This window comes from Devosia subaequoris (assembly GCF_014197055.1).
GTDB classification, from domain to species: Bacteria; Pseudomonadota; Alphaproteobacteria; order Rhizobiales; family Devosiaceae; genus Devosia; species Devosia subaequoris.
Genome location: NZ_JACIEW010000011.1, coordinates 14089 through 34968 on the forward strand (window position 1 = coordinate 14089; position 20880 = coordinate 34968).

The window sequence follows — 20880 nt, forward strand, 5'->3', positions numbered from 1 at the left end:
GGAGTGTATATCTTGGCGTTCGCCAACCAGCTACTCAACGCGCTCGATCAGAAATCCATTGCGCCATGGCGCGATGCGCTTGAGCTCGTCCACTTGCCGCTCCGCACTGAAATTGCGTCTGTTGGCTCGCAAGACGAGTGGATCTATTTCGTTGAAAGCGGGCTAATTTCCTTGCTGTCAGAATATGAGCCCGGACGCATGATCGAAGTCGGCATGGTGGGGCCGGAAGGGCTGCATGATACCGGTTTTATCCTGGGCGACGAGGAAGCCGCGTTCCAAAGCATATCTCAGATAGAAGGCTATGCGCACAGGCTCCCTCGCGCGATCTTTCGTGAGGTGCTGGACACTGTGCCAGAGGTTTCCCTTCTGGCGCGACGGTATGCGAGGGCATTCGAACTCCAGGTGGCGTCCACAGCCTCGGCAAATGGTCGTGCGTTGCTGGAGCAAAGGCTGGCCCGGTGGCTCCTTATGGTTCATGACCGGGCCCAATCGAACACCTTCCACATCACGCATGAGTTCCTGTCGCAGATGCTGTGCACAAGAAGGCCAGGCGTTACCGTTGCCCTGCACTTGCTGGAGGGCAAGGGATACATCCATTCAACGCGCGGCCAGCTTGAAATCCGCAATCGTGACGGGCTGATCGAGGAAGCGGATGGCTCGTACGGAAAAGCCGAAGCTCATTATGAAAGATTGCTTGGTTGGGATTTCAGGCGCAGCTAGCCTAGACATCCTGCGGCAGATTTAATGCCTGACGAAAGCTGAGGACCCCCACGACGGCATTGTCGGCGCGAAGGATTTCAATCGTCGAATCCCACAGCACGGGCTTCCCGGCGATCAACTCCCGGCCGATGAGCTCACGGGCAACAAGGTGCGCTTCTGCCTGGGCATCAAGATCGCTCGTGAACTCTCCACCCTCGAAATCCTGTAGCCGTTGCCCGCCACGAACGACGTTGAAGAAATATCGCATCGAAGGGGTCACTCGCCGGTCTGCGGCGCCATGATACGCCCAGATGCGCCGTGACACCAGCGGACCTTCGCTGGGTCGTCTTCCTGATGCGTGGCAAGGTCAGCTTCTCAAAACCGCTGGCCCATGGCCAGTCAGGTGGCAGAATTCTCCGTCGCCCGAGCAATGGCGCGTTCAAGCTCGTCGGAGGAGAAGGGCTTGGAGACAATTGGCGCGTCGCCGCACTGAGGCGGTATGTCTCTGGCGGTATATCCGGTCATGAACACAACGGGGATGTGTCGATCGCGGCAGGCCGAGGCAATCGCCAGACTCGTCGTCGCACCGAGGTGCAAGTCGAGAAGGGCCAGTTTGGGATGGCATTTGCTCAAGAGATCGTAGGCGCCTGCTTCAGTGTAAGCCGTACCGTCGATGATCCAGCCCAGCTCCTGAACAGTCTGACCTAGCATCATCGCGAGGAGCGGTTCGTCCTCGACCAAGATGAGATTTCGAGTTGTCTGAAGCATTCGCCCGCCGGAGGTTCCTAAGGAATTGGTATTCCCTTCTTTTCCTCGCGGCAGCCCTTTGTACGAATGCGGACAATCAGTCCCGGTCAGGCCGGGGAAAAGGCGACAGCTGTAGCCACGCCACCGAAAGGAAGCGCGTGAACCCTTTGCGGGCCGGTGCGGGGCTCAAAAGTGCGCTGGCCCGGTAGCAAATCGCCGGGCTGCCCTTCTAGGTCGAAGCGCAAGCTTTAGATGCAGGGCGTCGGTTCAGCGCTGCGAAGCATGACGCCTCAATTCGCCGTCGGCTGCGCCATCAGTTCCCAGACATTGCCTTCGCTGTCTTCAAAATAGGCCGAATAGCCCCATTCTGACTCTGTCCCAGGGGTGATGACTGCGCCGCCAGCGACCAATACGCGCTCGAGGATTTCGTCGACAGCCTCAGGGCTTTCGGCGCGATGTGAGAGCACGAAGCCGGGGGTGCCATCGAGGCTTTCGGGCTTGCCGGCGGTCTGGGCAATCTGTTCGCGGGGAAACAATACGAAGGAGAACTTGTCGTCGAAGAAGAAGGCGACATGATCTTCGCCGGCACCGATCTGTTCGTCGGAGATATCGAACAGGGCGCGATAGAAGGCGAAGGCGCGCTCAAGATCGTCGACGCCAATGGTGATGATGGAAATCTCGGGTTTCATGGTCAGGCCTTGTCTGCGCCGGTGGAAAACAGGGCTTCGAACTGACCATCCTCGATGCGCGCGGCGGCGATCACCGCCTGGGTGCGGCTGTCTACATCGAGCTTTTGCAGAATGGCCGAGACATGCGCCTTGACCGTGGCTTCGGAAATGGAAAGCTCATAGGCGATCTGCTTGTTCATCAACCCGTCGCTGAGCATCATCAGGACGCGCACCTGCTGCGGCGTCAGGGTGGCGAGCCGCTTCATCAGCGCGGTCTGTTCGTCTTCACCCCCCAGGGTGGTGCCGGAGGGTACGAAGACCTCGCCCGATAGGACGGTCTCCATCGCACGGCGGATCTCGGTCGGCCCCTCGGACTTGTGCAAATAGCCCGCAGCCCCGAGTTCGAAGGCCCGACGCACCACGGTGGCATCCTCGACTGCGGATATGATCATGACCGGAATATCGGGATATTGCGCGCGCAACAGCAAAAGCCCGGAAAAGCCCCGGACGCCGGGCATGTTGAGGTCGAGAAGCACCAGATCGCAATCGCGATCGGCGTCGAGGGCCGTGCTCAGGCTCGACAGGTCGCCGGCCTCCTCCACGCTCACCGTGGCGTCTCCGCCGGCCAAGGTCTGGCGCAGGGCCGCCCTGAACAGGGGGTGATCGTCAACGATGATGATACGGCGGCGCGTCATGGAGCTGAACCTAATCCCTGGACCTGTACACTATGCCTGAATCGCACGGATTACCGGCATTTGTCCTTGCATATTGCGACAATGCTTAACGGGTTCTTTACCATGTTTTCTCAAGAGTGAGCGTTATACCTTCGTGTTGAATCGCGAGGGGTCCGTCTATTGTGACGAAGGACCTGTCATGCCGCGCGCCCACACTCTGTCAGATATTGCCGATCAGGTTCGCGACCCCAGCGCGGGCGAATGGCAGGCCTTGCGCGGAGAGCTGGTTGCACTGCTCGACAAGGTCGAGAGCCATTATGGGCAGGTCGAGGAAGAACAACCCGAGCCCCCCGCCAGCGCCCTGGCACAACGGGTGCGCAATCTGCGCAACCAGGTGACCGGCTCGGAAACCAATACGCGGCACCGCGAGGCGCTGCGCACAGTCAAGCGCGCCGTGGACCGCTTCACCGACCGGGACATGGCGACGGCTGAACCCGACCTGCCGGACGAGCTGACCGCTGCCATTGCGGAAATTCGCGGCCGCCAGGGCATTGCCCCTACGCCTGCACCCGCGCGTCAACCCAGCGACATGCCGGAATTGCGCGAACTGGGCGCGTTGGTCGGCGGCATGAGCCAGCGGCTGGAACGACTCGAAGGCGAACTCAAGTCGCAGCGCTCCAGCTCCAGCCATGTCCGCGAAGTGGCCGGGCAGGTCGAGCAATTGACCCAAGTGGTCGAATTGCTCGCCGGGGCAGTGGGCGAAACGGGTCAGGTCAAGCGGCTCGAAGCTCAGCTTGCCGCCCTGGGCGCGATGATCGAGGAAGGTCCGCGTAACGATCTTTCCATTCTCAATGCCCGGCTGGACGACGTGTCCACCACCGTGGGCAAGCTGGCCGAACTGCAGGCCCAGCAGATGGAACGGGAAATTGTTCGCGACCAGCGCCGCAACGCTCAGACCGACCCAGCTGAAGTGCTGGCGCCAACCATGCGCTCCATCGAAGACGGGGTGCGCAATGTCTATGACCGGATCGATGCGATCGAACAGACGGTTTCTCTGTCCTCGGCTGATTTTGAGAAGCTGACCAGCGAAATGGCCGCCTTCACCAAGGCGATGCAGACCAAGGGCGACAAGCCCGACGCCCTGGCCGAAAGGCTCGATGCCGTGGTGTCACGCCTGGACGGGATCGACGCCGGCAATGCGCAGGTGGACGCATTAAGGGCAGATATGACTGCCCTGCGCGAGGCCGTGATGAGCGGTATGGAGCCTCGCTTTGCCCGGCTGGAAGACAAGATCGAACTGCTGAGTGACCGCATAGTGCCGGTCGACACCAAGACGGTAGAAGACCAGCTCAAGCTGCTGATGAGCCGCATGGATGATGCCGGCGCGCAGCTTGATGCCCTGGCCCGGCAGCAGGATACGGTCGAGCCTCCCGATTTTGAATCGCTGGCGACTATGGTGGCGGAGCGCACCAGCGATGCGGTGAGCCGCAAGGCACCGGCACCGGTGGCGATGTTCGGGCCGGATAGCCTGAAAAGCATCGAGGATCGGATCACCGGGCTGATCAAGACGGCCGGCAAGACACCCGATTACGAACAATTGGCAGATTTGGTTGCGGCACGTGCCACCGAAGCCATGAGCAAGGCACCGGCCGCTGCGCCGGACAATATGGACGCGCTGGAAAAGCGCATGGCGGCGCTACTTAACACGGCAGGCAAGGAAACTGCCGAGCGCCTTGCAAAGCTGGAGGCGGTTCTGGCGGGCAAGACCGACACGCCCCCTGCCCCGGCGACGGAATCGGCGCGCACCAGCGCTGCGCCCGGCCCGCAGTCACCGGCGGAAGACAATCAGTTCGCGCAGGCGCTGAGTGCGCCCGAACCAGAGAACGGAAAGCTCGGTTCTATCCTTGCCGGCCTGACGGGCGACCGGGGTGACGCCATGCCGGACAATCCGGCGGACGAAAAGCCGTTGCTCGACAAGGGTTTTGGCGGCACGGGCTTTGGCGACAAGTCGCCGGTGCGCTCCGCCCTGAGCCAGGAGGCCAGCCGCGCCGCGGCGCCTGCCATGCCGGCGGAGGCCTCCAAGCCGCGCGCAGAGCCCGCTGCGTTCGACCCCACTCGGGCCGAACGGCCCCCGCGGCCACGTTCGAGCTTTGCCGAGCTCGATACTGACCCCTTTGCACAGCCGGCGCGCCCGGCCGACTCTGCAGACGAGGAAGCGCGGGTGATTGCCTCCAATACTAGCACCTTCGTTGCTGCAGCCCGCCGGGCGCAACGCGCAAAGCAGGAGGAGGTGCAGCCAACGACCAGCAATTCCATTATCGGGCGGGCGCTGGCCAGGGTTCGTTCGCGACGGGAGGCCGACACTGCAGTAAGTGCGCCGCCGGTGACCGAGACCGCAGCACCGACTATCGCGGTCGAACCGCAGGCCAAAGCCGAAAGTGAACGCCCCAAGCGTCGGAAAAAGCCAGCGGCAGAAAAGACGGTAGCGCCGGCGCCAATGGCCGACGGCACTGAAAAACAGCCAGGCTTCCTCACTCGCCACCGCCGACCCCTGTTGCTGGCGGCAACGCTGGTGGCCGTGTCCATGCTGACCCTGAACCTGGTGATGCAGCGCATGGGCTCCGATGCGGCAGCGCCCGCAGCGGCGGTGACCTCACCGGTTGAGCCGGCTGCGGCAACTCCGGACAGCTCTCAGGACGTGTCGAGCGTGATGCCGCCACGCGTCATCGATCTGGTTGACACCACGGCGACAGGCTCGATCAATCCGGGCGAGCCGATGAGCTTCTCGCGCGATAACAAGATTGCACCGACCACCCCGATGCCCCCCGCCTTGATGGCCGATGGCGGCCGGATCTCGATCGCAGAACCGGATGCGGAAGACGACGCTCCGGTGCTCACCGGGTCGATTGGTCCGGCCGCAGAGATGGTAGAAGCGGCCGTTGAAGCTTTCGATCTACCCCCCGAGGCCATCGGGCCGCTGGAACTGCGTCAGGCCGCGGCCAATGGCAATGCCAAGGCACAATTCGAGGTCGCGGCCATTCTGGGCGAAGGCCGGGCGGTGGAGAAGGATCTGGACGCATCGGCGCTCTGGTATGAACGCTCGGCGGCACAGGGATTCGTGCCCGCACAGTATAGGCTGGGCAATCTCTATGAGATGGGCAATGGCGTCGAGAAAGACCTCGAGCAGGCGCGGCTGTGGTATCAGCGTAGCGCCGAAGCGGGCAATCGCATGGCCATGCACAATCTAGCAGCGCTCTATGCCGGTGGTGCCTTGGGCGAGCAGGAGTTCGAACTGGCGGCTGAATGGTTTGCCCAGGCCGCCGGGCGCGGCATGACGGACAGCCAGTTCAATCTGGGCATGCTTTATGCTCGCGGGTTAGGCGTGGAGCAGGATTTCGAGCAGTCCTACAAGTGGTTCTCGCTGGCGGCGCTGAATGGTGACCAGGATGCGGCCAAGGCCCGCGAGGATATCGCCAAATCCCTGACTGCGGAGGCGGTCAACCGGATTGGCGCCGAAGTTGACGCCTGGACGATTGAGAGCGTCGATTTGGCGGCCAATTTTGCACCCATCGGCACCTGGAGCGATGCATTCGATCCGGGCGAGGCGATTAGCAGTGGCGAGGTGATCGCCAAGGTGCAGCAGGCGCTGAGCAAGCTGGGCTTCGATGTGGGGACGGCCGACGGTGTGGTGGGTCCCAAGACGCGCGATGCGATCCGCGCCTTCGAACGGGCCACTGGCATGAGCGAGAGCGGCGCCATCAATCCACGTCTGCTGGCCGTGCTGGGCAGTCAGCCCGTTTAAGCCGGTCTCTTCATTTGACAGCGTCATGGCCCGGACGTAAGCCCGGGCCATAATGTTTTTGCCCGTTCGCGCCGGGCCTTACCACTTGTTGACGGACCGTCCTGTAGGATGGCCCGTAACACCTATTACGGGACCCTGGTCTTGCAGATCTATCTGCCAATTGCCGAGCTTTCCGTGAACCTCTTCTTTCTCGTGGGGATCGGAGGGGCCGTCGGCTTTTTGTCTGGCCTGTTCGGCGTAGGCGGCGGGTTTTTGCTGACGCCCTTGCTGATCTTTTCTGGGGTGCCGACCGCGGTGGCGGTCGCATCGGTGACCGGACAGGTGGTTGCGGCATCGACCTCAGGGGCGCTCAGCCATTATCGGCGCGGCGGCGTTGACCTGCATCTGGCCATGTATCTGGTCCTCTCGGGCATCATGGGCGCGTTTGGTGGCGTGGCGGCGTTCGACCTGTTGCGCGAAGCCGGCCAACTCGATCTCGTCATCTCCCTGGGCTTCCTGGTGCTGCTCGGCTTTGTCGGCGTGCTGATGCTCCAAGAATCGGTACGCGCGCTGCTCAAACGCCGCCAGGGCGTGGTGGTGCGCGAGCGTCAGGCCAACCAGCATAGCTGGATCCACGGCTTGCCCTGGCGTGTGCGCTTCAAGAAAAGTCGACTCTATATCAGCGTGCTGCCGGTGCTGCTGATCGGGTTGTTCATTGGCTTTGTCGGGTCGCTGCTGGGGATTGGCGGCGGCTTCATCATGGTGCCGGCGCTGGTTTATCTGCTTCGTGTTCCCGGCTCGGTTGTGATCGGCACCTCGCTGGCGCAGGTGGTGGCCATGATGGCCGCAACCACTGTTTTGCATGCGGTGCAAAGCCAGAGCGTCGATATCTTGCTCGCCTTCTGCCTGATGGTGGGCGGCGTCGCCGGGGCCCAGTTTGGCGCGGCCGCCGGCATGCATCTGCGTGGAGAGCAATTGCGGGGGCTGTTGGCCCTTCTGGTGCTGGCGGTGGCGATCCGCTTCGGGCTGTCACTGGTGCTGACGCCAGATGATGTGTACTCCATGGCCGTTACGAGTGTGGCACGATGACCCGGCTCGTTCTCGCACTTCTGGCAATTGTGTGCCTGGCAGTACCTGCGGTTGCGGAGCGCCTGTTCTCGAGCGTTTCGACCGAAACGGTGCAGGTCACATCCAGCTTCGATGGCGAGCGGCTGACCTTCTTCGGGACTGTAGCTCCCGATGCTGGAGCAGAACAGAAATTCGTCGAGGGGCCGTTTCATGTCGTGGTCGTTGTCGTTGGCCCTACACAGGACCGCGTTGCGCGCAAGAAGACCAATAATTTCGGCGTCTGGCTCAATACCGAGCAGGTCGAGTTCAAACGCTTTCCGAGCTATTTCCACGTGCTGTCCAGCACTAGGCTGCGCGACATCACCGACGTGAATACGCTGACCACCAATTACATCCTGCCCGAGTCCCACGCCATTTCGCCCAACCCGGCGGGCTGGTGGCAAACGCTGAACTTCGGACACGAACTGATCCGACTGATGAGTGAGCAAGATCTGTTCGGTGTGCAGGAGAATGGTGTGCTGTTTCATACGGAGAGCTTTTACTCGGCGCAACTGACGCTGCCGAGCAATGCCCCGCCGGGCCCCTATATCGCCCAAACCTATGTGTTCAAGGATGGCGAGATCGTCGCGCGCAAGTCTGACGGCTTTGCCGTACGTAAGATCGATTTCGAGCGGTTCGTGGCGCTGTCAGCCACGCAATATCCCCTGCTCTATGGGCTGGCCTGTGTGGTCCTGGCGCTATTCACCGGTTGGCTGGGCGGAGTCTTGTTCCGGCGCTAGCCGCCCACCAGGCGATTGACCGGCACCGGATAGGTGCGGTCACGGCCGAGCATGACAACCTCGAGCGCCGGCCAGTGAAACAGCCCGACAAAGGCGGGCGAGAGGATATTGAGCGCGCCGGTGGAGGCGCCGAAAGCGGGCAGAATCAGCAGACGATTGTCGTGCACAAAGCAGGGCTTTCGTGTGGCGCGGCCGTTGATGGCGACGCGGGCGGCCGGATGCAGATGGCCCGAAACAAGACCGGTGCGCCCTTTTCTGGGCTCATGCGAGAACAACAGACCGTCCAGCTCAAGTTCGGGTAAGCAGGTGCCGCCAATGGCGTGGGGAACCGGGTCGTGATTGCCGGAAAGCCAGATACAGGTGACAGCCTCGGTAATGGAGTCGAGGCGCATGCGATCGGCCGGCGTCAATAGCGACGCGGAGTCCGGACGATGGAAGCTATCACCCAATGAGAGCAATTCGCGGGCGCCGGTGCGCCGCAAATCGGCTTCCAGACGCGTCAGGGTCATCGCCGTATCATAGGGCGGCAGCATCTGGCCGCGTCGGGCAAAGCTGGCCATCTTCTCGAAATGCAGGTCAGCCACCAGCAAGGTTTGCCGGGCGCGCCAGTAAAGCGCACCGGAGGACATAGGTTCGAAGTTGTGGCCGGCAAAGCGCAGCAAGGCAGGTTCCGCAATGGCATCGGCAAGGACGGCATTGTTCATATAGGCAGTCGCATTCCGTCGAAAGGCCCCATCCCTCCCTCAGGCGACCTCCTCCCTAGGGAGAGCAAAGCCGTCTTAGCGTTCACCCATCGCTTCCCGAATGAGTTCATCGGCTGCATCAGCCATAGCTGATTCCCGCGCTTCCCCGAAAATCGGCTCCTTGCCGATATCGAGCATGACGGGCACGGCAAGCGGGGAGATCTGGTGCAACGGCTTGTGGACGATGTGGTGGCGGATGCGGGAGAGCATCTGACCCAATCGTTCGATATCGAGCAGGCCACGGGCGGCATCGCGACGGGTCGCTTCGATCAGGATGTGATCGGGTTCGTGCTGGTAGAGCACGTCGTAGATGATGTCCGAGCTCATGGTGATCTGACGCCCGGTTTTTTCCTTGCCCGGATGACGGCGCTCGATCAGCCCGGCAATGATGGCGCAGTTGCGAAACGTGCGCTTCATCAGCGCGCTTTCATCGAGCCAGGCTTCCAGATCGTCACCGAGCATGTCCTCGGAAAACAGCTCATCAAGCGAGAGCCTGTCGGTGCGGATCAGCGCCGAGATATCCCCTAACCCCCAGACGGCCAGGGCATATTCGGAGGCTACGAAACCGAGCGGCCGGGCGCGCATGCGTTCGAGCCGCCGCGTCAGGAGCATGCCCAGTGTCTGATGCGCGAGGCGCCCCTCAAAGGGGTAGCAAACCAGGAAATTATTGGTGCCGCGCGGGAAGGTTTCCACCAGCAGGCTATCGCGGCGTGGCAACACTGAGAGGTCGCGCTGCAGGCGCAGCCAGTCGCTGACCTGGTCGGGCAATTTGGACCATTCCCCCGGGCTGTCCATGATGCGGCGCACGCGCTCCGCCAGATAGGTCGAGAGCGGAAACTTGCCGCCCATATAGGATGGAATTTTCGGGTCCTTGGAAAAGGCGCGGGAGACGAAGGCCTCATTGTCCTTCATGCCCTCGAAAGCGACGATCTCTCCGCCGAACATGAAGGTATCGCCAAGGGAAAGCGTGCCGAAGAAATATTCCTCCATCTCGCCCAGCACGCGCCCACCGGAACCGATAGGGCCAGTGGTGCGACCCTGCTTCTGGCCGCGGGCACGGACCAAACGAACGCGGACCATGGGCTCTTCGATAATGGTGCCGATATTGAGCCGGTATTGCTGGGCCACCTGCGGATGGGAGAGGCGCCATTTGCCGTCCGGGTTCAGCTTGAGGCGGGCATAGCGTTCATAGGCGCGTAGCGCGTAACCACCGGTGGCCACAAAATCGAGCACCTTGTCGAATTTCTCGCGGGCGAGATCACGATAGGGCCAGGCGCCGATGACTTCAGCATAGAGATCGTCGGCCAGGAAAGGCTCGGCGCAGGCCATGCCCAGAACGTGCTGGGCCAGTACATCATAGCCACCAGACATGGGGTCTTCGCTATCCTGATGACCTTCGGCGACCGCTTCTACCGCCGCTTCGCATTCGAGCACTTCGAACCGGTTGGAGGGCACCAGCAAGGCACGCGATGGATCATCGAGCCGGTGATTGGCGCGGCCGATGCGCTGCAGCATGCGCGAGGAGCCCTTGGGTGCGCCGACCTGCACGACGAGGTCGACGTCACCCCAGTCTATGCCGAGATCGAGCGTGGAGGTGCAGACTACGGCCTTGAGCTTGCCCGACGCCATGGCGGCCTCGACCTTGCGCCGCTGTTCGACCGAGAGCGAGCCGTGATGCAGGGCGATGGGCAGCATCTCGTCATTGATGTCCCAGAGGCCCTGGAACAGCATTTCGGCCTGTGAGCGGGTATTGACGAACAGAAGCGTGGTCTTGTGCCGCTGGATCGTCTCGTAGAGTTCACGATGGGCATAGACGGCGGAGTGGCCGGCCCAAGGCAGTCGCTCCTGGGTCTGGAGAATGGACAGCTCGGGCGCGGCGCCGCCGGCCATGTGCAGGAGATCGGTGTGACGCTGCGGCAGCGGCCGGGCGATCCAGTCACGGAGCATTTCCGGTTGGGCGATGGTGGCGGACAGCGCGGTAATCCGCAGGTCCGGGGCAAGCCGGGCAAGGCGTGCCAGGCCCAGGGACAGCAGTTCGCCGCGCTTCGAGGTGACCAGCGCGTGCAGTTCGTCGAGCACCACGCGGCGCAGGGTGCCAAACATCAGTTCAGCGTGCGGATGAGAAATCAGCAGCGCCAATTGCTCGGGCGTGGTTAGCAGCACCTGGGGCGGCTTGATCCGCTGGCGCGCGCGCTTGGCGGCAGAGGTGTCGCCAGTGCGGGTTTCGACGCGGATAGGCAGGCCCATTTCGGCAATGGGATTGGATAGATTGCGTTGAACATCAACCGCCAGCGCCTTGAGCGGCGAGATATAGAGGGTGTGGAGGCCTTCGAACTGGCCATCGACCAGATCGGAAAGGGTGGGCAGGAAGCCCGCCAGCGTCTTGCCGGCGCCGGTCGGGGCGATGAGCAATTGGCTGGCGCCGGATTGATGCGAGGCGAGGACGTCGCGTTGGTGCGCGCGCAGAGCCCAGCCCCGGGCGGAAAACCAGTCTTCGATGATCGGTGGAAGATGCGGAGCCAAGGATCACCTGCTGCAAATCAGTTCAAACTCTATATGATCGCACCCGGCCATACCAAGGAGGAAGCAGACGTGCCCGAACCTATCCGTCTCACGCCGACAGAAATGCTGTCCCGGCTCATGCCGCATGTGCTGGAAATGGAAAGTCAGGCGGACGGCAAGCGCATCGCCATTGGCATTGCGGGCGGACCCGGCACGGGCAAATCAACTTTGGCCACCGAGCTTGTCGCAATGCTCAATGCCGTCAAGCCGGGCAGCTCGGCGCTGGTGCCGATGGACGGCTTCCATATGAAACATGCCAAGATCGAGGCGATGGGGCAGACCGAATTCAAAGGGGCGCCGCATACCTTTGAGGGGGCGGCATTCGTCAGTTTCCTGCACCATCTCAAGCATGCGCAGGACGCGGTGAATGGTCCGGGCTATAGCCGCAAGATCGAAGACACAGTCGATGACGCCTTTACCGTTGATCCGGAAGTACGGGTGCTGGTGGTGGAAGGCAATTATCTGCTGTTGACCGAGGGGCCGTGGGCAGGTGTCAAGGCGCAACTGGACTATGCCGTATTCATCCATGTGCCGCGCGATACCGTTCGCAATCGGCTGATGAAGCGGCATGGCGAGGAGGGGTTGTTCACCCCCGAGCGGAACCGGGCTCATATCGAGCGAAACGACCTGCCCAACTATGACCTCGTCGAAAGCTCACGGGAGCGGGCCGATGTCGTGTTCGAGCTGGAGGTCGCTGAGTAATTCCCAGCGCTAGCGACGCAGCCGCCTAATCGGAAATCTGGCTATCCTTGCCTCGTCGGGATGCTATGAACTGAACATCGTGCTCCCGGAGTCCCTCCGATGACCTCCCGTCCACAATTTCCCTTTGACGTTCGCAGCCGCGACGTGTGGTCGATCGCCCTGCCCGCCTCGATTGCCTTCATCACCGAACCGGTGGTGGGACTGGTGGATATTACCGTTGTCGGACGCCTGGGTGACGCGGCGCTGCTCGGTGGCCTGGTGCTGGGCGCGCTGGTCTTCGATTTTGTGTTCTCGATGGCGTACTTCCTGCGCATCGGGACGGCGGGTCTGGTTGCCCAGTCGGTGGGCGCTCGCGACCCGCGCGACGGATTACTGCATATTTCCCGGGCCCTGATCATCGCCGTGGCGGTCGGGCTGGGCGTCATCGCGCTGGCCTTTCCGATCCTCTGGGCCGCCAATGCGCTGCTGGCCCCAGAATCCAGTGTTGCGGCCGCATTGGCCGATTACTACTTCGTCCGGATCTGGTCAGCGCCATTTTCGCTGATAAATTTTGCCCTGCTGGGCTGGTTCTACGGGCGGGCAGCCGCCCGCACCGGCATGATGCTGCAATTGCTGCTGCACGGCATCAATATCATTTGCAGCATCGGCTTGGTCTATGGCCTGGGTTGGGGCGTGGCTGGGGCGGCCGCCGGGACGCTGTTGGGCCAGATCGTCTCGGCGCTTCTGGGCCTGAGCATCATGGTGCAACACTATGGCGGCGTAGCAAAGCTGATCGCACGTATAGCGCCGGGCGAACTGGGAGATGCCACCGCGGTGCGGCGTATGTTCGGGCTCAGCCGTGACCTGATGATTCGCTCGATGGCGTTGATGGGCGCCTATGGCTGGTTCGCCGCGCAGGGCTCTCGCATGGGCGAAGTGGCGCTGGCGGCCAATGCCGTGCTGCTCAACCTGTTGATGGTGGTCGGCTTTTTCCTTGATGGCATAGCTCAAGCCGCCGAACAATTGACCGGCAAGGCGGTGGGTGCCAATTGGCGGCCCGCCTATGACCAGGCCTATAGGCTCTCGATGATCTGGGGACTGGTCATTGCTCTGGGGCTGGGCTCTGCCTGGTATCTGGGCGGGCCGTGGGTGATCAATTTCATGACCACCAATGACGAGGTGCGAACCTATGCGCTGACCTTCCTGCCGGTCGCCGCGCTGTGTGCGCTCAGCTTCATGCCCGCTTTTGTCTATGACGGCATTCTGATCGGCACGACGCAGAACGTGGTCATGCGCAATGGCATGATCGTGTCGCTGGTGGTGTTTGTCGGCGTGGCACTCTTGCTGCGTGACTGGGGCAATTGGGGACTGTGGGCCGCCATGCATAGCTGGTTTCTGGCGCGCGGCGGCATCTACTGGTGGGCGCTGGAGCGCAGGAAGGCAGGACTATTCAGCCCGGCCTGAACTCCACTCGGCCGTCCGCGTCCCCACCAGTTCGGCAATTTTCTTTTTTCCGGCTGAACGCACACCGGCAACAAGGCCGCGCTTGATACGGTCGAGCAGATCAAGTCCGCCAAAGACCAGCGCCGAGTAAAGCTGAATGGTATTGGCGCCCGCTTCGAGCTTGGCCAAGGCCGATTGCGGGGAATGAATACCACCAACCCCGACGATGGGCAGCGCACCGACGCGCTGACGCATTTGTGCCAGGCGCTGGGTCGAGAGGGCGAAGAGCGGCCTGCCGGAAAGCCCGCCGGTCTCGTCTGCGTTCTCCAGCCCCGCAACAGGGTCGCGGGAAATCGTGGTGTTGGAAACAATCAATCCGTCGAGATCGGTTTCGAGAATCACCCGGGCGATGGCATCCATACCCGCCTCGTCGAGATCGGGCGCGATCTTGAGGAGCACCGGCACGCGGGTCTTGGCCTTCGCTCGGGCCGCAAGCACTTCGCCCAAGAGACGGCGCAACGCCTCGTCGGTCTGCAGGTTTCTCAGCCCAGGCGTGTTGGGCGAGGAGATATTGACAGTGAGGTAGTCGGCCAGATCGGCAAAGCGGTTCACTCCCAGCACATAGTCGGCGACGAAATCTTCGCTGTCCTTGTTGGCGCCGATATTGACGCCGAGCGCCGCAGGAACACGCAGGCCCTTGAGCCGCGCAAAGGCGGCTTCGTGGCCCTCATTATTGAAACCCATGCGATTTATGACGCCCTCGGCGGCACCGACGCGGAATAGGCGCGGCTTGCCATTGCCCGATTGGGGTCGTGGTGTCACCGTGCCGATCTCGACCATGCCAAAACCCATCAGCGCCAGGGGGCGCGGCACTTCGGCATTCTTGTCGAAGCCGGCTGCCATGCCGATAGGGTTTTTCAGCTCGATGCCACAAAGGGTGGTGGCCAATTCCGGCGGATCGGCATGTTCCTGTTGTGGGGCAAGGCCCATGCGAAGCGCGGTGATGGTGGCGCCGTGAGCGGTTTCGGGGTCCATGCGCAGCAAGGCATCGCGCGTCAGATTGGCCAGGCCAGCATTGCGCAGAAGGGGCGAAAAGGCGGAAAAGATCATCGAACAGCCTCCGGCAGTGCGCAGTTTCCATTCGCATCGACGCTGATTTGCGTCTCCCAAGCGACGTTGGTCAAGCTGAGCGGACCACCATAGAGATGGGGGAAGAGCTGACCGCCGCGCGAAGGCTCCCAGACCAGTTGTTCGCCAAGGTCGGCGGTGCGCACTGCGAGCAGGACCAGGTCCGCCTCGCCCCTGAAATGCAAGCGCAGGGTTTCGGGCAGTTGCGCGGCGGTGGAAAAATGCATGTAGCCATCGGCCGCATCGATCGGCATGCCCGCATAATGGCCGACCTCGCGGGCCGCCGCATAGCTGGCGCGGGTGGCAATCTTGTAGATCAGGTCAGGCGAATGCGGCATGGGCACCTCGAGGCAGGGCGATCTGGATGTCGGGGTAAAGCGGTCGCGCCCTCTTTACAAGGTGAATGCGCATGCCTAGTATAGGATTGTTTTCCGACATAAGACTGATTTCCTTGCCATGCTTTCACACCGCTCCATCTGGGATGGTATTGACGCGCTGGCGCGCCGGCAGGGCGTGTCCGTGTCCGCACTGGCCAAGCTGGCCGGGCTGGACGCGACGGCGTTCAATGTTTCCAAGCGGGTGAGCAAGGACGGGCGCGAGCGCTGGCCTTCGACCGAGAGCATCTCGAAAATTCTGGAAGCCACCGGCGAGAGTTTTGACAGTTTTCTTTCCGGCACCGGGTCCTATATGGCGATGCCGAGCGGGTTTGCCGAGCCAGATTTGCGCAACATACCGCTGCTGGGTCTGGCGCAGGCCGGCCATGGTGGCTTCTTCGACAGCGCCGGACACCCGGCCGGTCACGGCTGGGACGAGGTGGCACTGCCCACGCCCGATGAAAGCGGCATTTATGCGCTGGAGATTTCCGGGGACAGCATGGAGCCGCTTTATCGCGAGGGTGACCGGATCGTGGTGTCTCCCACCGAGCAGGTGCGTCGCGGCGACCGAGTGGTGGTCAAGACGCAGGAGGGTGAGGTGATGGCCAAGATCCTGCATCGCCAGAGTGCGCGGCAGATCGAACTGCATTCGGTCAATCCGGCCTATGAGCCGCGTATTTTCGACATCGTCGATATCGAATGGATGGCCCGGATCATCTGGGCGAGCCAATGAAAATTGCGTCGGCACAGCCGAAAGATGCTGCCGACTGGGCGCAGATGCGCAAGGCACTCTGGCCGGACGGCGGGGACAATGGCACGCATGCCGATGACATCAATCGGCTACTGGCCGATGCGGGCGAAACAGTGAACCTGATCGCCCGAGACGAGACGAACCGCGCCATTGGCTTTGCCGAGGCCTGTCTGCGGCGCGATTATGTGAATGGCTGCAAGACGACGCCGGTGGCGTTTCTTGAGGGTATTTACGTGGCGCCAGAGGCGCGGGGGCACGGCGTTGCACGGGCATTGGTCGCCGCTGTGGAAGATTGGGCCCGTGGCCTGAGCATCTCGGAACTGGGGTCGGACGCTGCGCCCGACAACATGGCGAGCCTCAAGATGCACCACGCGCTCGGCTTCGAAGAAACCCAGCGCGTGGTGTTTTTCAGGAAGCCGCTCAAGGGGTGAGCGGATCGCTCTAGTCGCAGCCCGCCCGCGCCAACATGTCGGCGATGATGATCGGAGTCGCCGGTGTCGTCTGCCACTGACTGGCATCCGGGGCACCGCTCCTGAGGGCGCTGGCGACGCCATCCCAACTCAGGCTCATCGATCCGTCGCAGCCCAAGGGTGCCAGGCCGCTGTCCCGCGCCTGCCTCAACACGGCGCCGGCGGTTTCTCCAATACCCGAAAGGTAGGCGGTGAGGACCTGCCGGGCGTGATCATGGCGCGGCGCGTTGTCCATGGCATCCATCACCTGGGCAATGGTGATTTTTCCCGAACTCTGCTGAGCCTGGATAGGCAAGGGCAGCGTGGTCAGCATCAATGCTGCCGCGACCAGGATGTGTCGTTTGCATGTCATCGTGTCGATCTCCGTTTACCAACAGCCCCATTTCGTGATGCGAAAATTTCTTATTGTCAAACGATAATTTTGCTGTCATTTCTGGTTGCACACACTGGAGACCAATGACGATGCAGGCCACCCACCCAACGGCGCCACCTTCCCAAAGGGAGAAGCAGCTTTTTCACATATTGGCGATCACCGCCGGAGTTGTCGCAGCGTTGCTGCCGCTCGGACTGGTGGGGTTCTGGATCGGTGCTGTTCCCGAAGGTTTGTGGGGTAGCGCCGTTCCGGGATTGCCAATCCATGCGGAGTTGAACCTGGGCAAGCGCCTCGGCGCGATCACTCTGGGCCTGATCCCGATGGGATTACTTGTTTGGGGCCTATTGCGGGTGCGCCAGACATTTAAGGGCTTCGCCGCCGGCGAGGTGTTCTCGGCCAGGGCCATTTCCGGTCTGCGCGACTTCGCCATTGGCGTAGGCGCCAGCGCTTTGATCAAGCCGCTGATTACGGCCCTGCTTAGTCTTTACCTTACATGGGATGCACCGGCGGGCAGCCGACAGTTGGTGCTCCAGTTCGGCAGTGACACCGCGCTCTTCATACTGTTCGCCGGGGCGTTCCTAGCTGCGACCTGGAGCATGCAGCGGGCGGCATTGCTAGCCGAAGAAAACAGCCAGTTCGTCTAGCCATGCCGATCAAGGTCAATCTGGCGGTTGTGCTGGCGCAGCGCGGGGTGAGATCCAAGGAGCTCGCTCAGGCAATCGGCATTACCGAAGCCAATCTCAGCCTGCTCAAGCAGGGCAAGGTCAAGGGCATGCGGTTTGAGACGCTGGCGGCAATCTGCGCGCAACTGCAATGCCAGCCGGGCGATATTCTCAGCTATGAAGACGAGCCCGTAGCGGGGGAATGATCCCCCGCCGCGGTCGTATCAATCTGCCAACAATTCGCCCGCCAATGCCTTGCCGATGAGCTTGCGGGTGTTTTCAACGCCATAGAGAGCGGCAAACGAGCCAAAGCGCGGTCCGCGTTCCTGGCCAATCAGCACCTGGTAGAGCATCTGGAAGAACTCACCTGAGACACCGGGGCCGCCAGTGGGGCTCTTCTTGTTGTGATCCTGGTAGCGCTCGATAGTGCGGGCCACATCGAGGGCAGTGTTCTGGATGGTCTCGTTGGTCGCATCGGCAGGCAATTCGGCAAAAGCGGCGGACAACTTCTCCAGCGCATCGCGCTCGACATCGTCGGGCGCGCGATAGGACTTTTCGACGAAATCGCGGAAGTAACGCATCGCATAGCCGACCAGGGCATCGAGATGCGGGTGCGTCTTTGCCGAAATGCCCGGCGCATAGGCCGAAATATAGCCCCACATGACTTCAGGCGTTTCCGGGTTCGACGCCGTGGCCAGGTTGAGCAGCAGCCCGAAGGTCACCGGCATGTCGATCTTAGGCACATTGCCATAGTGGACATGGAAAGCAGGGTTTTCGATGCGAGCCGCTGCGTCCTGCCTCTGGTAGGACGCAGCGTGGGCGAAATACTCGTCAACGGCGCGCGGAATGACGTCAAAATGCAGGCGCTTGGCGACGCGCGGCTTTTGAAACATGTAGAGCCCGAGGCTCTCGGTCGGGGCATAGGTCAACCATTCGTCGATGGTCAGGCCATTGCCCTTCGACTTGGAGATCTTCTGGCCTTCGGCATCGAGGAACAGCTCATAGACATAGTGCTCGGGCGGGGTACCGCCGAGGATCGAGCAAATCTTGTCGTACAAAACCTGGTTGGTCTGGTGATCCTTGCCGAACATCTCAAAATCGACGCCGAGCGCCGCCCAGCGCATACCGAAATCGGGCTTCCACTGCAGCTTCACATGACCGCCGGTGACCGGCACTGTGGTATCGCGCCCGTCCTCGTCGGCGAACGTAATGGTGCCCTCCTTGGCATTGACTTCCTTCATCGGCACGTAGAGTACGCGGCCTGAAATCGGCGAGATCGGCAGGAAGGGCGAGTAGGTCGCCTGACGCTCCGCACCGAGCGTGGGCAGCATCACCTTCATGATGTCGTCATAGCGTTCGGCGGCGCGCAACAGCACGGCGTCGAACTGGCCGGACTTGTAATAGTCGGTCGCGCTGGCGAATTCGTAGTCGAAGCCGAAGGTATCCAGGAACCGGCGCAGCATGGCGTTATTGTGCTCGCCAAAACTGGCGAATTCATTCGTCCATGGGTCCGGCACGGCGGTCAGCGGCTTTTGCAGATGCGGTTCCATCGCCTCTTTGGAGGGGACGGTCTCCGGGATCTTGCGCATGCCATCGAGGTCATCGGAAAAGCAGATGAGCCGGGTCGGAATTTCGTCGCGCGTGAGCAGCCGAAAGGCGGTGCGCACCATGGTAGTGCGAGCCACTTCGCCAAAGGTCCCGATATGAGGCAGGCCCGAGGGGCCATAGCCGGTCTCGAACAGGGCCTCACCCTTGCCCGACTTTTCAAGCCGTTTGACCAGTTTGCGCGCTTCCTCGAAGGGCCAGGCGCGCGCCGTCTGGGCGGGCGCGAAGAAATCGGGATCAAGGGCGGGCAAAGTGGCGGGCGACACTGGGTGGCAGCCTTTCGAAATTTATCGGAAGAAGACGAAGCCCGGTCAATGCACCGGAACCGGCCAGACGTCAATGTCGCAGGTGGTTGCGTGGGCCGATGGGAGCGCCTAGTTCTGGTAGCTGAAGTCCTGTTGGAGACGACGAAAATGCACGCCGCTCAAGACGCCCTTATACATCTGATGATCCTGGCTGCGTCTTCCGACAGTGCCATGACGGAGAAAGAGCTGACGCGCATCACGGCGCTGATCGACCGTTTGCCGGTGTTCGAAGGGTTCGATCGCGAGCGGCTCGAAGAGGTGGCAAACGACTGCGCCGACAAACTTAACGGGCCGAACGGATTGGACCGGGTGATCGAGGACGCCATAGCTGCCCTACCCGAGAAATTGCAGGACACAGCCTATGCCGTGGCCGTCGAGGTCACCGCCGTCGACCTGCATTTGGAACAGGAGGAATTGCGCTTCCTCGAGATGCTGCGTGACTCGCTGACGCTGGACAGGTTGACCACGGCCGCCATTGAAGTGGCGGCGCGCGCCCGACATCGACGCCTGCCGGGTCAGTAAAAGCCCACCGGGAACCAGCGCAGGTAAAGTTCGTCCAGCGCACCATTTTCCTTTAGACGTACCAGCGCCCAGTCGATGGAGTGGCGGACCGGATCCTGCCCGGCCGGCACGGCGATGGTGAGGCCCTCACCAAACAGGTGGGGGCGGAAATACGCTTCTCCAGCGAAGCCGCAGCAGGCCAGATTGTCATTGAGCCAGAACGAGGCGCGCATGGCGTCGCCAAACCAGGCGCCCACGGTGCCCGCCTTGACCGCCTCGAGCGCGGCGCTTTCTGTCTCGAAGGGCGTGGCATCGATATTGGGCAGGTAGCGAGCAAGAAATTTGGCATGGGCGCTGCCGGCGCGTACCGCGACTGGTTCGTCCGCGAGCGCCTCGGGGCGAAAGCCTTCAATATCTTCGGCCCGTGTGACGAAGCGGCCGGGCAATGCCAGATAGGTCGAAGAAAAATCGAAGAGTTCCCCGTTCTCCGGGGTCATGGCGAGGCCGGCAATCAGCGCATCGCCCAGATTGTCGGACAGGGCCGTGGCGGCCTGGTCCCAGGGCCAGACCTGGATGGTGCAGGCCACGTCGACTTCGACGCAGATGCGCTTGGCCAAATCGATGTTGAACCCGACCAGTTCGCCGCTTTCGTCGTGATAGTTGAAGGGCGGAAAGTCCGCTGTGGTGAGGAAGCGAATGGCCGGGACGGACGTCAGGCCAGGCAGCATTTCCCGCGCGTCGGGGTCGGCGTGATAAGGAAGCGTCTGAGCGAAGGTGGGAGATGCGAGCAAAATACTGGCTACCCCTGTCAGCAATAGAACTGGCTTGAGCATTGCGCCCCCCATACGGCCGTCGCCCCCCTTCTC

22 protein-coding genes are annotated in these 20880 nt (G+C 62.0%); 11 read left to right on the top strand and 11 right to left on the bottom strand.

Annotation, left to right across the window (positions count from 1 at the left end):
• Positions 1–12 precede the first annotated feature (12 nt).
• On the top strand, positions 13–720 hold the full coding sequence (locus GGR20_RS16985) for a Crp/Fnr family transcriptional regulator (protein ID WP_183312548.1): 708 nt from the start codon (positions 13–15) through the stop codon (positions 718–720).
• Position 721: 1 nt separating this feature from the next.
• On the opposite strand, the gene GGR20_RS16990 is transcribed toward GGR20_RS16985, so the two are convergent.
• The 4 genes from GGR20_RS16990 to GGR20_RS17005 form a co-directional block, all read right to left on the bottom strand.
• Positions 722–967, bottom strand: a complete 246-nt coding sequence (locus GGR20_RS16990) for a DUF6894 family protein (RefSeq protein ID WP_183312549.1) — start codon at positions 965–967, stop codon at positions 722–724.
• Between the two features lie 131 nt (positions 968–1098).
• Positions 1099–1467, bottom strand: a complete 369-nt coding sequence (locus GGR20_RS16995) for a response regulator (protein WP_183312550.1) — start codon at positions 1465–1467, stop codon at positions 1099–1101.
• Between the two features lie 269 nt (positions 1468–1736).
• Complete coding sequence (locus GGR20_RS17000) at positions 1737–2135, bottom strand: VOC family protein (protein ID WP_183312551.1); 399 nt, start codon at positions 2133–2135, stop codon at positions 1737–1739.
• A gap of 2 nt (positions 2136–2137) precedes the next feature.
• The gene (locus GGR20_RS17005; protein ID WP_183312552.1) at positions 2138–2809 is read right to left on the bottom strand and encodes a response regulator; all 672 of its coding nucleotides are present in this window, start codon (positions 2807–2809) and stop codon (positions 2138–2140) included.
• A gap of 178 nt (positions 2810–2987) precedes the next feature.
• Here GGR20_RS17005 and GGR20_RS17010 point away from each other — a divergent pair, with 178 nt between their 5' ends.
• The 3 genes from GGR20_RS17010 to GGR20_RS17020 all read left to right on the top strand — a co-directional run bounded on the left by GGR20_RS17010 (position 2988) and on the right by GGR20_RS17020 (position 8416).
• Positions 2988–6590 (top strand): peptidoglycan-binding protein, encoded by a 3603-nt coding sequence (locus GGR20_RS17010; protein WP_183312553.1) that lies wholly within the window; start codon positions 2988–2990, stop codon positions 6588–6590.
• Positions 6591–6731: 141 nt separating this feature from the next.
• A complete protein-coding gene (locus GGR20_RS17015) occupies positions 6732–7658 on the top strand; it encodes a sulfite exporter TauE/SafE family protein (RefSeq protein ID WP_183312601.1) in 927 nt (308 codons plus the stop codon).
• Entirely contained in the window at positions 7655–8416 is a 762-nt protein-coding gene (locus tag GGR20_RS17020) for a TIGR02186 family protein (RefSeq protein ID WP_183312554.1), read from the top strand. Before GGR20_RS17015 ends, GGR20_RS17020 begins: the two co-directional genes overlap by 4 nt.
• Here GGR20_RS17020 and pdeM read toward each other — a convergent pair.
• Both pdeM and GGR20_RS17030 read right to left on the bottom strand, forming a co-directional pair.
• Complete coding sequence (gene pdeM / locus GGR20_RS17025; protein WP_183312555.1) at positions 8413–9120, bottom strand: ligase-associated DNA damage response endonuclease PdeM; 708 nt, start codon at positions 9118–9120, stop codon at positions 8413–8415. The two genes, GGR20_RS17020 and pdeM, sit on opposite strands and share 4 nt — an antisense overlap.
• Positions 9121–9195: 75 nt before the next feature.
• A complete protein-coding gene (locus GGR20_RS17030; protein WP_183312556.1) occupies positions 9196–11682 on the bottom strand; it encodes a ligase-associated DNA damage response DEXH box helicase in 2487 nt (828 codons plus the stop codon).
• 69 nt (positions 11683–11751) lie between these two features.
• Here GGR20_RS17030 and GGR20_RS17035 point away from each other — a divergent pair, with 69 nt between their 5' ends.
• Together GGR20_RS17035 and GGR20_RS17040 are read left to right on the top strand one after the other, a co-directional pair.
• Positions 11752–12423 carry a nucleoside/nucleotide kinase family protein gene (locus tag GGR20_RS17035; RefSeq protein ID WP_183312557.1) on the top strand — a complete coding sequence of 224 codons (672 nt, stop codon included), beginning with the start codon at positions 11752–11754 and terminating at the stop codon, positions 12421–12423.
• A 99-nt stretch (positions 12424–12522) separates the two neighbouring features.
• Positions 12523–13866, top strand: a complete 1344-nt coding sequence (locus GGR20_RS17040; RefSeq protein WP_183312558.1) for an MATE family efflux transporter — start codon at positions 12523–12525, stop codon at positions 13864–13866.
• On the opposite strand, the gene GGR20_RS17045 is transcribed toward GGR20_RS17040, so the two are convergent.
• Positions 13849–14955, bottom strand: a complete 1107-nt coding sequence (locus GGR20_RS17045; protein WP_183312559.1) for a quinone-dependent dihydroorotate dehydrogenase — start codon at positions 14953–14955, stop codon at positions 13849–13851. The two genes, GGR20_RS17040 and GGR20_RS17045, sit on opposite strands and share 18 nt — an antisense overlap.
• The gene (locus GGR20_RS17050; protein WP_183312560.1) at positions 14952–15311 is read right to left on the bottom strand and encodes a DUF952 domain-containing protein; all 360 of its coding nucleotides are present in this window, start codon (positions 15309–15311) and stop codon (positions 14952–14954) included. Before GGR20_RS17050 ends, GGR20_RS17045 begins: the two co-directional genes overlap by 4 nt.
• A gap of 118 nt (positions 15312–15429) precedes the next feature.
• On the opposite strand from GGR20_RS17050, the gene GGR20_RS17055 reads away from it, so the two are divergent.
• Positions 15430–16080, top strand: coding sequence for a S24 family peptidase (locus GGR20_RS17055; protein WP_183312561.1), 651 nt, complete (start codon positions 15430–15432; stop codon positions 16078–16080).
• Positions 16077–16529, top strand: a complete 453-nt coding sequence (gene aac(6'), locus GGR20_RS17060; RefSeq protein ID WP_183312562.1) for an aminoglycoside 6'-N-acetyltransferase — start codon at positions 16077–16079, stop codon at positions 16527–16529. Before GGR20_RS17055 ends, aac(6') begins: the two co-directional genes overlap by 4 nt.
• Before the next feature lie 10 nt (positions 16530–16539).
• Here aac(6') and GGR20_RS17065 read toward each other — a convergent pair whose 3' ends face one another.
• Entirely contained in the window at positions 16540–16920 is a 381-nt protein-coding gene (locus GGR20_RS17065) for a chlorophyllide reductase (protein WP_183312563.1), read from the bottom strand.
• 104 nt (positions 16921–17024) lie between these two features.
• Here GGR20_RS17065 and GGR20_RS17070 point away from each other — a divergent pair, with 104 nt between their 5' ends.
• Both GGR20_RS17070 and GGR20_RS17075 read left to right on the top strand, forming a co-directional pair.
• Positions 17025–17585 carry a DUF2975 domain-containing protein gene (locus GGR20_RS17070; RefSeq protein WP_183312564.1) on the top strand — a complete coding sequence of 187 codons (561 nt, stop codon included), beginning with the start codon at positions 17025–17027 and terminating at the stop codon, positions 17583–17585.
• 2 nt (positions 17586–17587) lie between these two features.
• Positions 17588–17809: a helix-turn-helix domain-containing protein gene (locus GGR20_RS17075; protein WP_183312565.1), complete on the top strand. Its 222-nt coding sequence runs from the start codon at positions 17588–17590 to the stop codon at positions 17807–17809.
• A gap of 18 nt (positions 17810–17827) precedes the next feature.
• On the opposite strand, the gene GGR20_RS17080 is transcribed toward GGR20_RS17075, so the two are convergent.
• The gene (locus GGR20_RS17080; RefSeq protein WP_183312566.1) at positions 17828–19474 is read right to left on the bottom strand and encodes a lysine--tRNA ligase; all 1647 of its coding nucleotides are present in this window, start codon (positions 19472–19474) and stop codon (positions 17828–17830) included.
• Positions 19475–19621: 147 nt separating this feature from the next.
• Here GGR20_RS17080 and GGR20_RS17085 point away from each other — a divergent pair, with 147 nt between their 5' ends.
• Positions 19622–20035: a tellurite resistance TerB family protein gene (locus tag GGR20_RS17085; RefSeq protein ID WP_183312567.1), complete on the top strand. Its 414-nt coding sequence runs from the start codon at positions 19622–19624 to the stop codon at positions 20033–20035.
• On the opposite strand, the gene GGR20_RS17090 is transcribed toward GGR20_RS17085, so the two are convergent.
• The gene (locus tag GGR20_RS17090; protein ID WP_183312568.1) at positions 20029–20847 is read right to left on the bottom strand and encodes a transporter substrate-binding domain-containing protein; all 819 of its coding nucleotides are present in this window, start codon (positions 20845–20847) and stop codon (positions 20029–20031) included. The two genes, GGR20_RS17085 and GGR20_RS17090, sit on opposite strands and share 7 nt — an antisense overlap.
• Between the last annotated feature and the right edge of the window lie 33 nt (positions 20848–20880).

What these genes read in the sequence shown, in the direction of transcription:
- GGR20_RS17050 (WP_183312560.1), bottom strand. Translation starts at nt 15,311, where the DNA reads ATGCCGCATTCGCCTGACCTGATCTACAAGATTGCCACCCGCGCCAGC.
- GGR20_RS16990 (WP_183312549.1), bottom strand. Translation starts at nt 967, where the DNA reads ATGCGATATTTCTTCAACGTCGTTCGTGGCGGGCAACGGCTACAGGAT.
- GGR20_RS17045 (WP_183312559.1), bottom strand. Translation starts at nt 14,955, where the DNA reads ATGATCTTTTCCGCCTTTTCGCCCCTTCTGCGCAATGCTGGCCTGGCC.
- GGR20_RS17010 (WP_183312553.1), top strand. Translation starts at nt 2,988, where the DNA reads ATGCCGCGCGCCCACACTCTGTCAGATATTGCCGATCAGGTTCGCGAC.
- pdeM (WP_183312555.1), bottom strand. Translation starts at nt 9,120, where the DNA reads ATGAACAATGCCGTCCTTGCCGATGCCATTGCGGAACCTGCCTTGCTG.
- GGR20_RS17090 (WP_183312568.1), bottom strand. Translation starts at nt 20,847, where the DNA reads ATGCTCAAGCCAGTTCTATTGCTGACAGGGGTAGCCAGTATTTTGCTC.
- GGR20_RS16995 (WP_183312550.1), bottom strand. Translation starts at nt 1,467, where the DNA reads ATGCTTCAGACAACTCGAAATCTCATCTTGGTCGAGGACGAACCGCTC.
- GGR20_RS17070 (WP_183312564.1), top strand. Translation starts at nt 17,025, where the DNA reads ATGACGATGCAGGCCACCCACCCAACGGCGCCACCTTCCCAAAGGGAG.
- GGR20_RS17000 (WP_183312551.1), bottom strand. Translation starts at nt 2,135, where the DNA reads ATGAAACCCGAGATTTCCATCATCACCATTGGCGTCGACGATCTTGAG.
- GGR20_RS17020 (WP_183312554.1), top strand. Translation starts at nt 7,655, where the DNA reads ATGACCCGGCTCGTTCTCGCACTTCTGGCAATTGTGTGCCTGGCAGTA.
- GGR20_RS17085 (WP_183312567.1), top strand. Translation starts at nt 19,622, where the DNA reads ATGCACGCCGCTCAAGACGCCCTTATACATCTGATGATCCTGGCTGCG.
- GGR20_RS17075 (WP_183312565.1), top strand. Translation starts at nt 17,588, where the DNA reads ATGCCGATCAAGGTCAATCTGGCGGTTGTGCTGGCGCAGCGCGGGGTG.
- GGR20_RS17005 (WP_183312552.1), bottom strand. Translation starts at nt 2,809, where the DNA reads ATGACGCGCCGCCGTATCATCATCGTTGACGATCACCCCCTGTTCAGG.
- GGR20_RS17055 (WP_183312561.1), top strand. Translation starts at nt 15,430, where the DNA reads ATGCTTTCACACCGCTCCATCTGGGATGGTATTGACGCGCTGGCGCGC.
- GGR20_RS17040 (WP_183312558.1), top strand. Translation starts at nt 12,523, where the DNA reads ATGACCTCCCGTCCACAATTTCCCTTTGACGTTCGCAGCCGCGACGTG.
- GGR20_RS17065 (WP_183312563.1), bottom strand. Translation starts at nt 16,920, where the DNA reads ATGACATGCAAACGACACATCCTGGTCGCGGCAGCATTGATGCTGACC.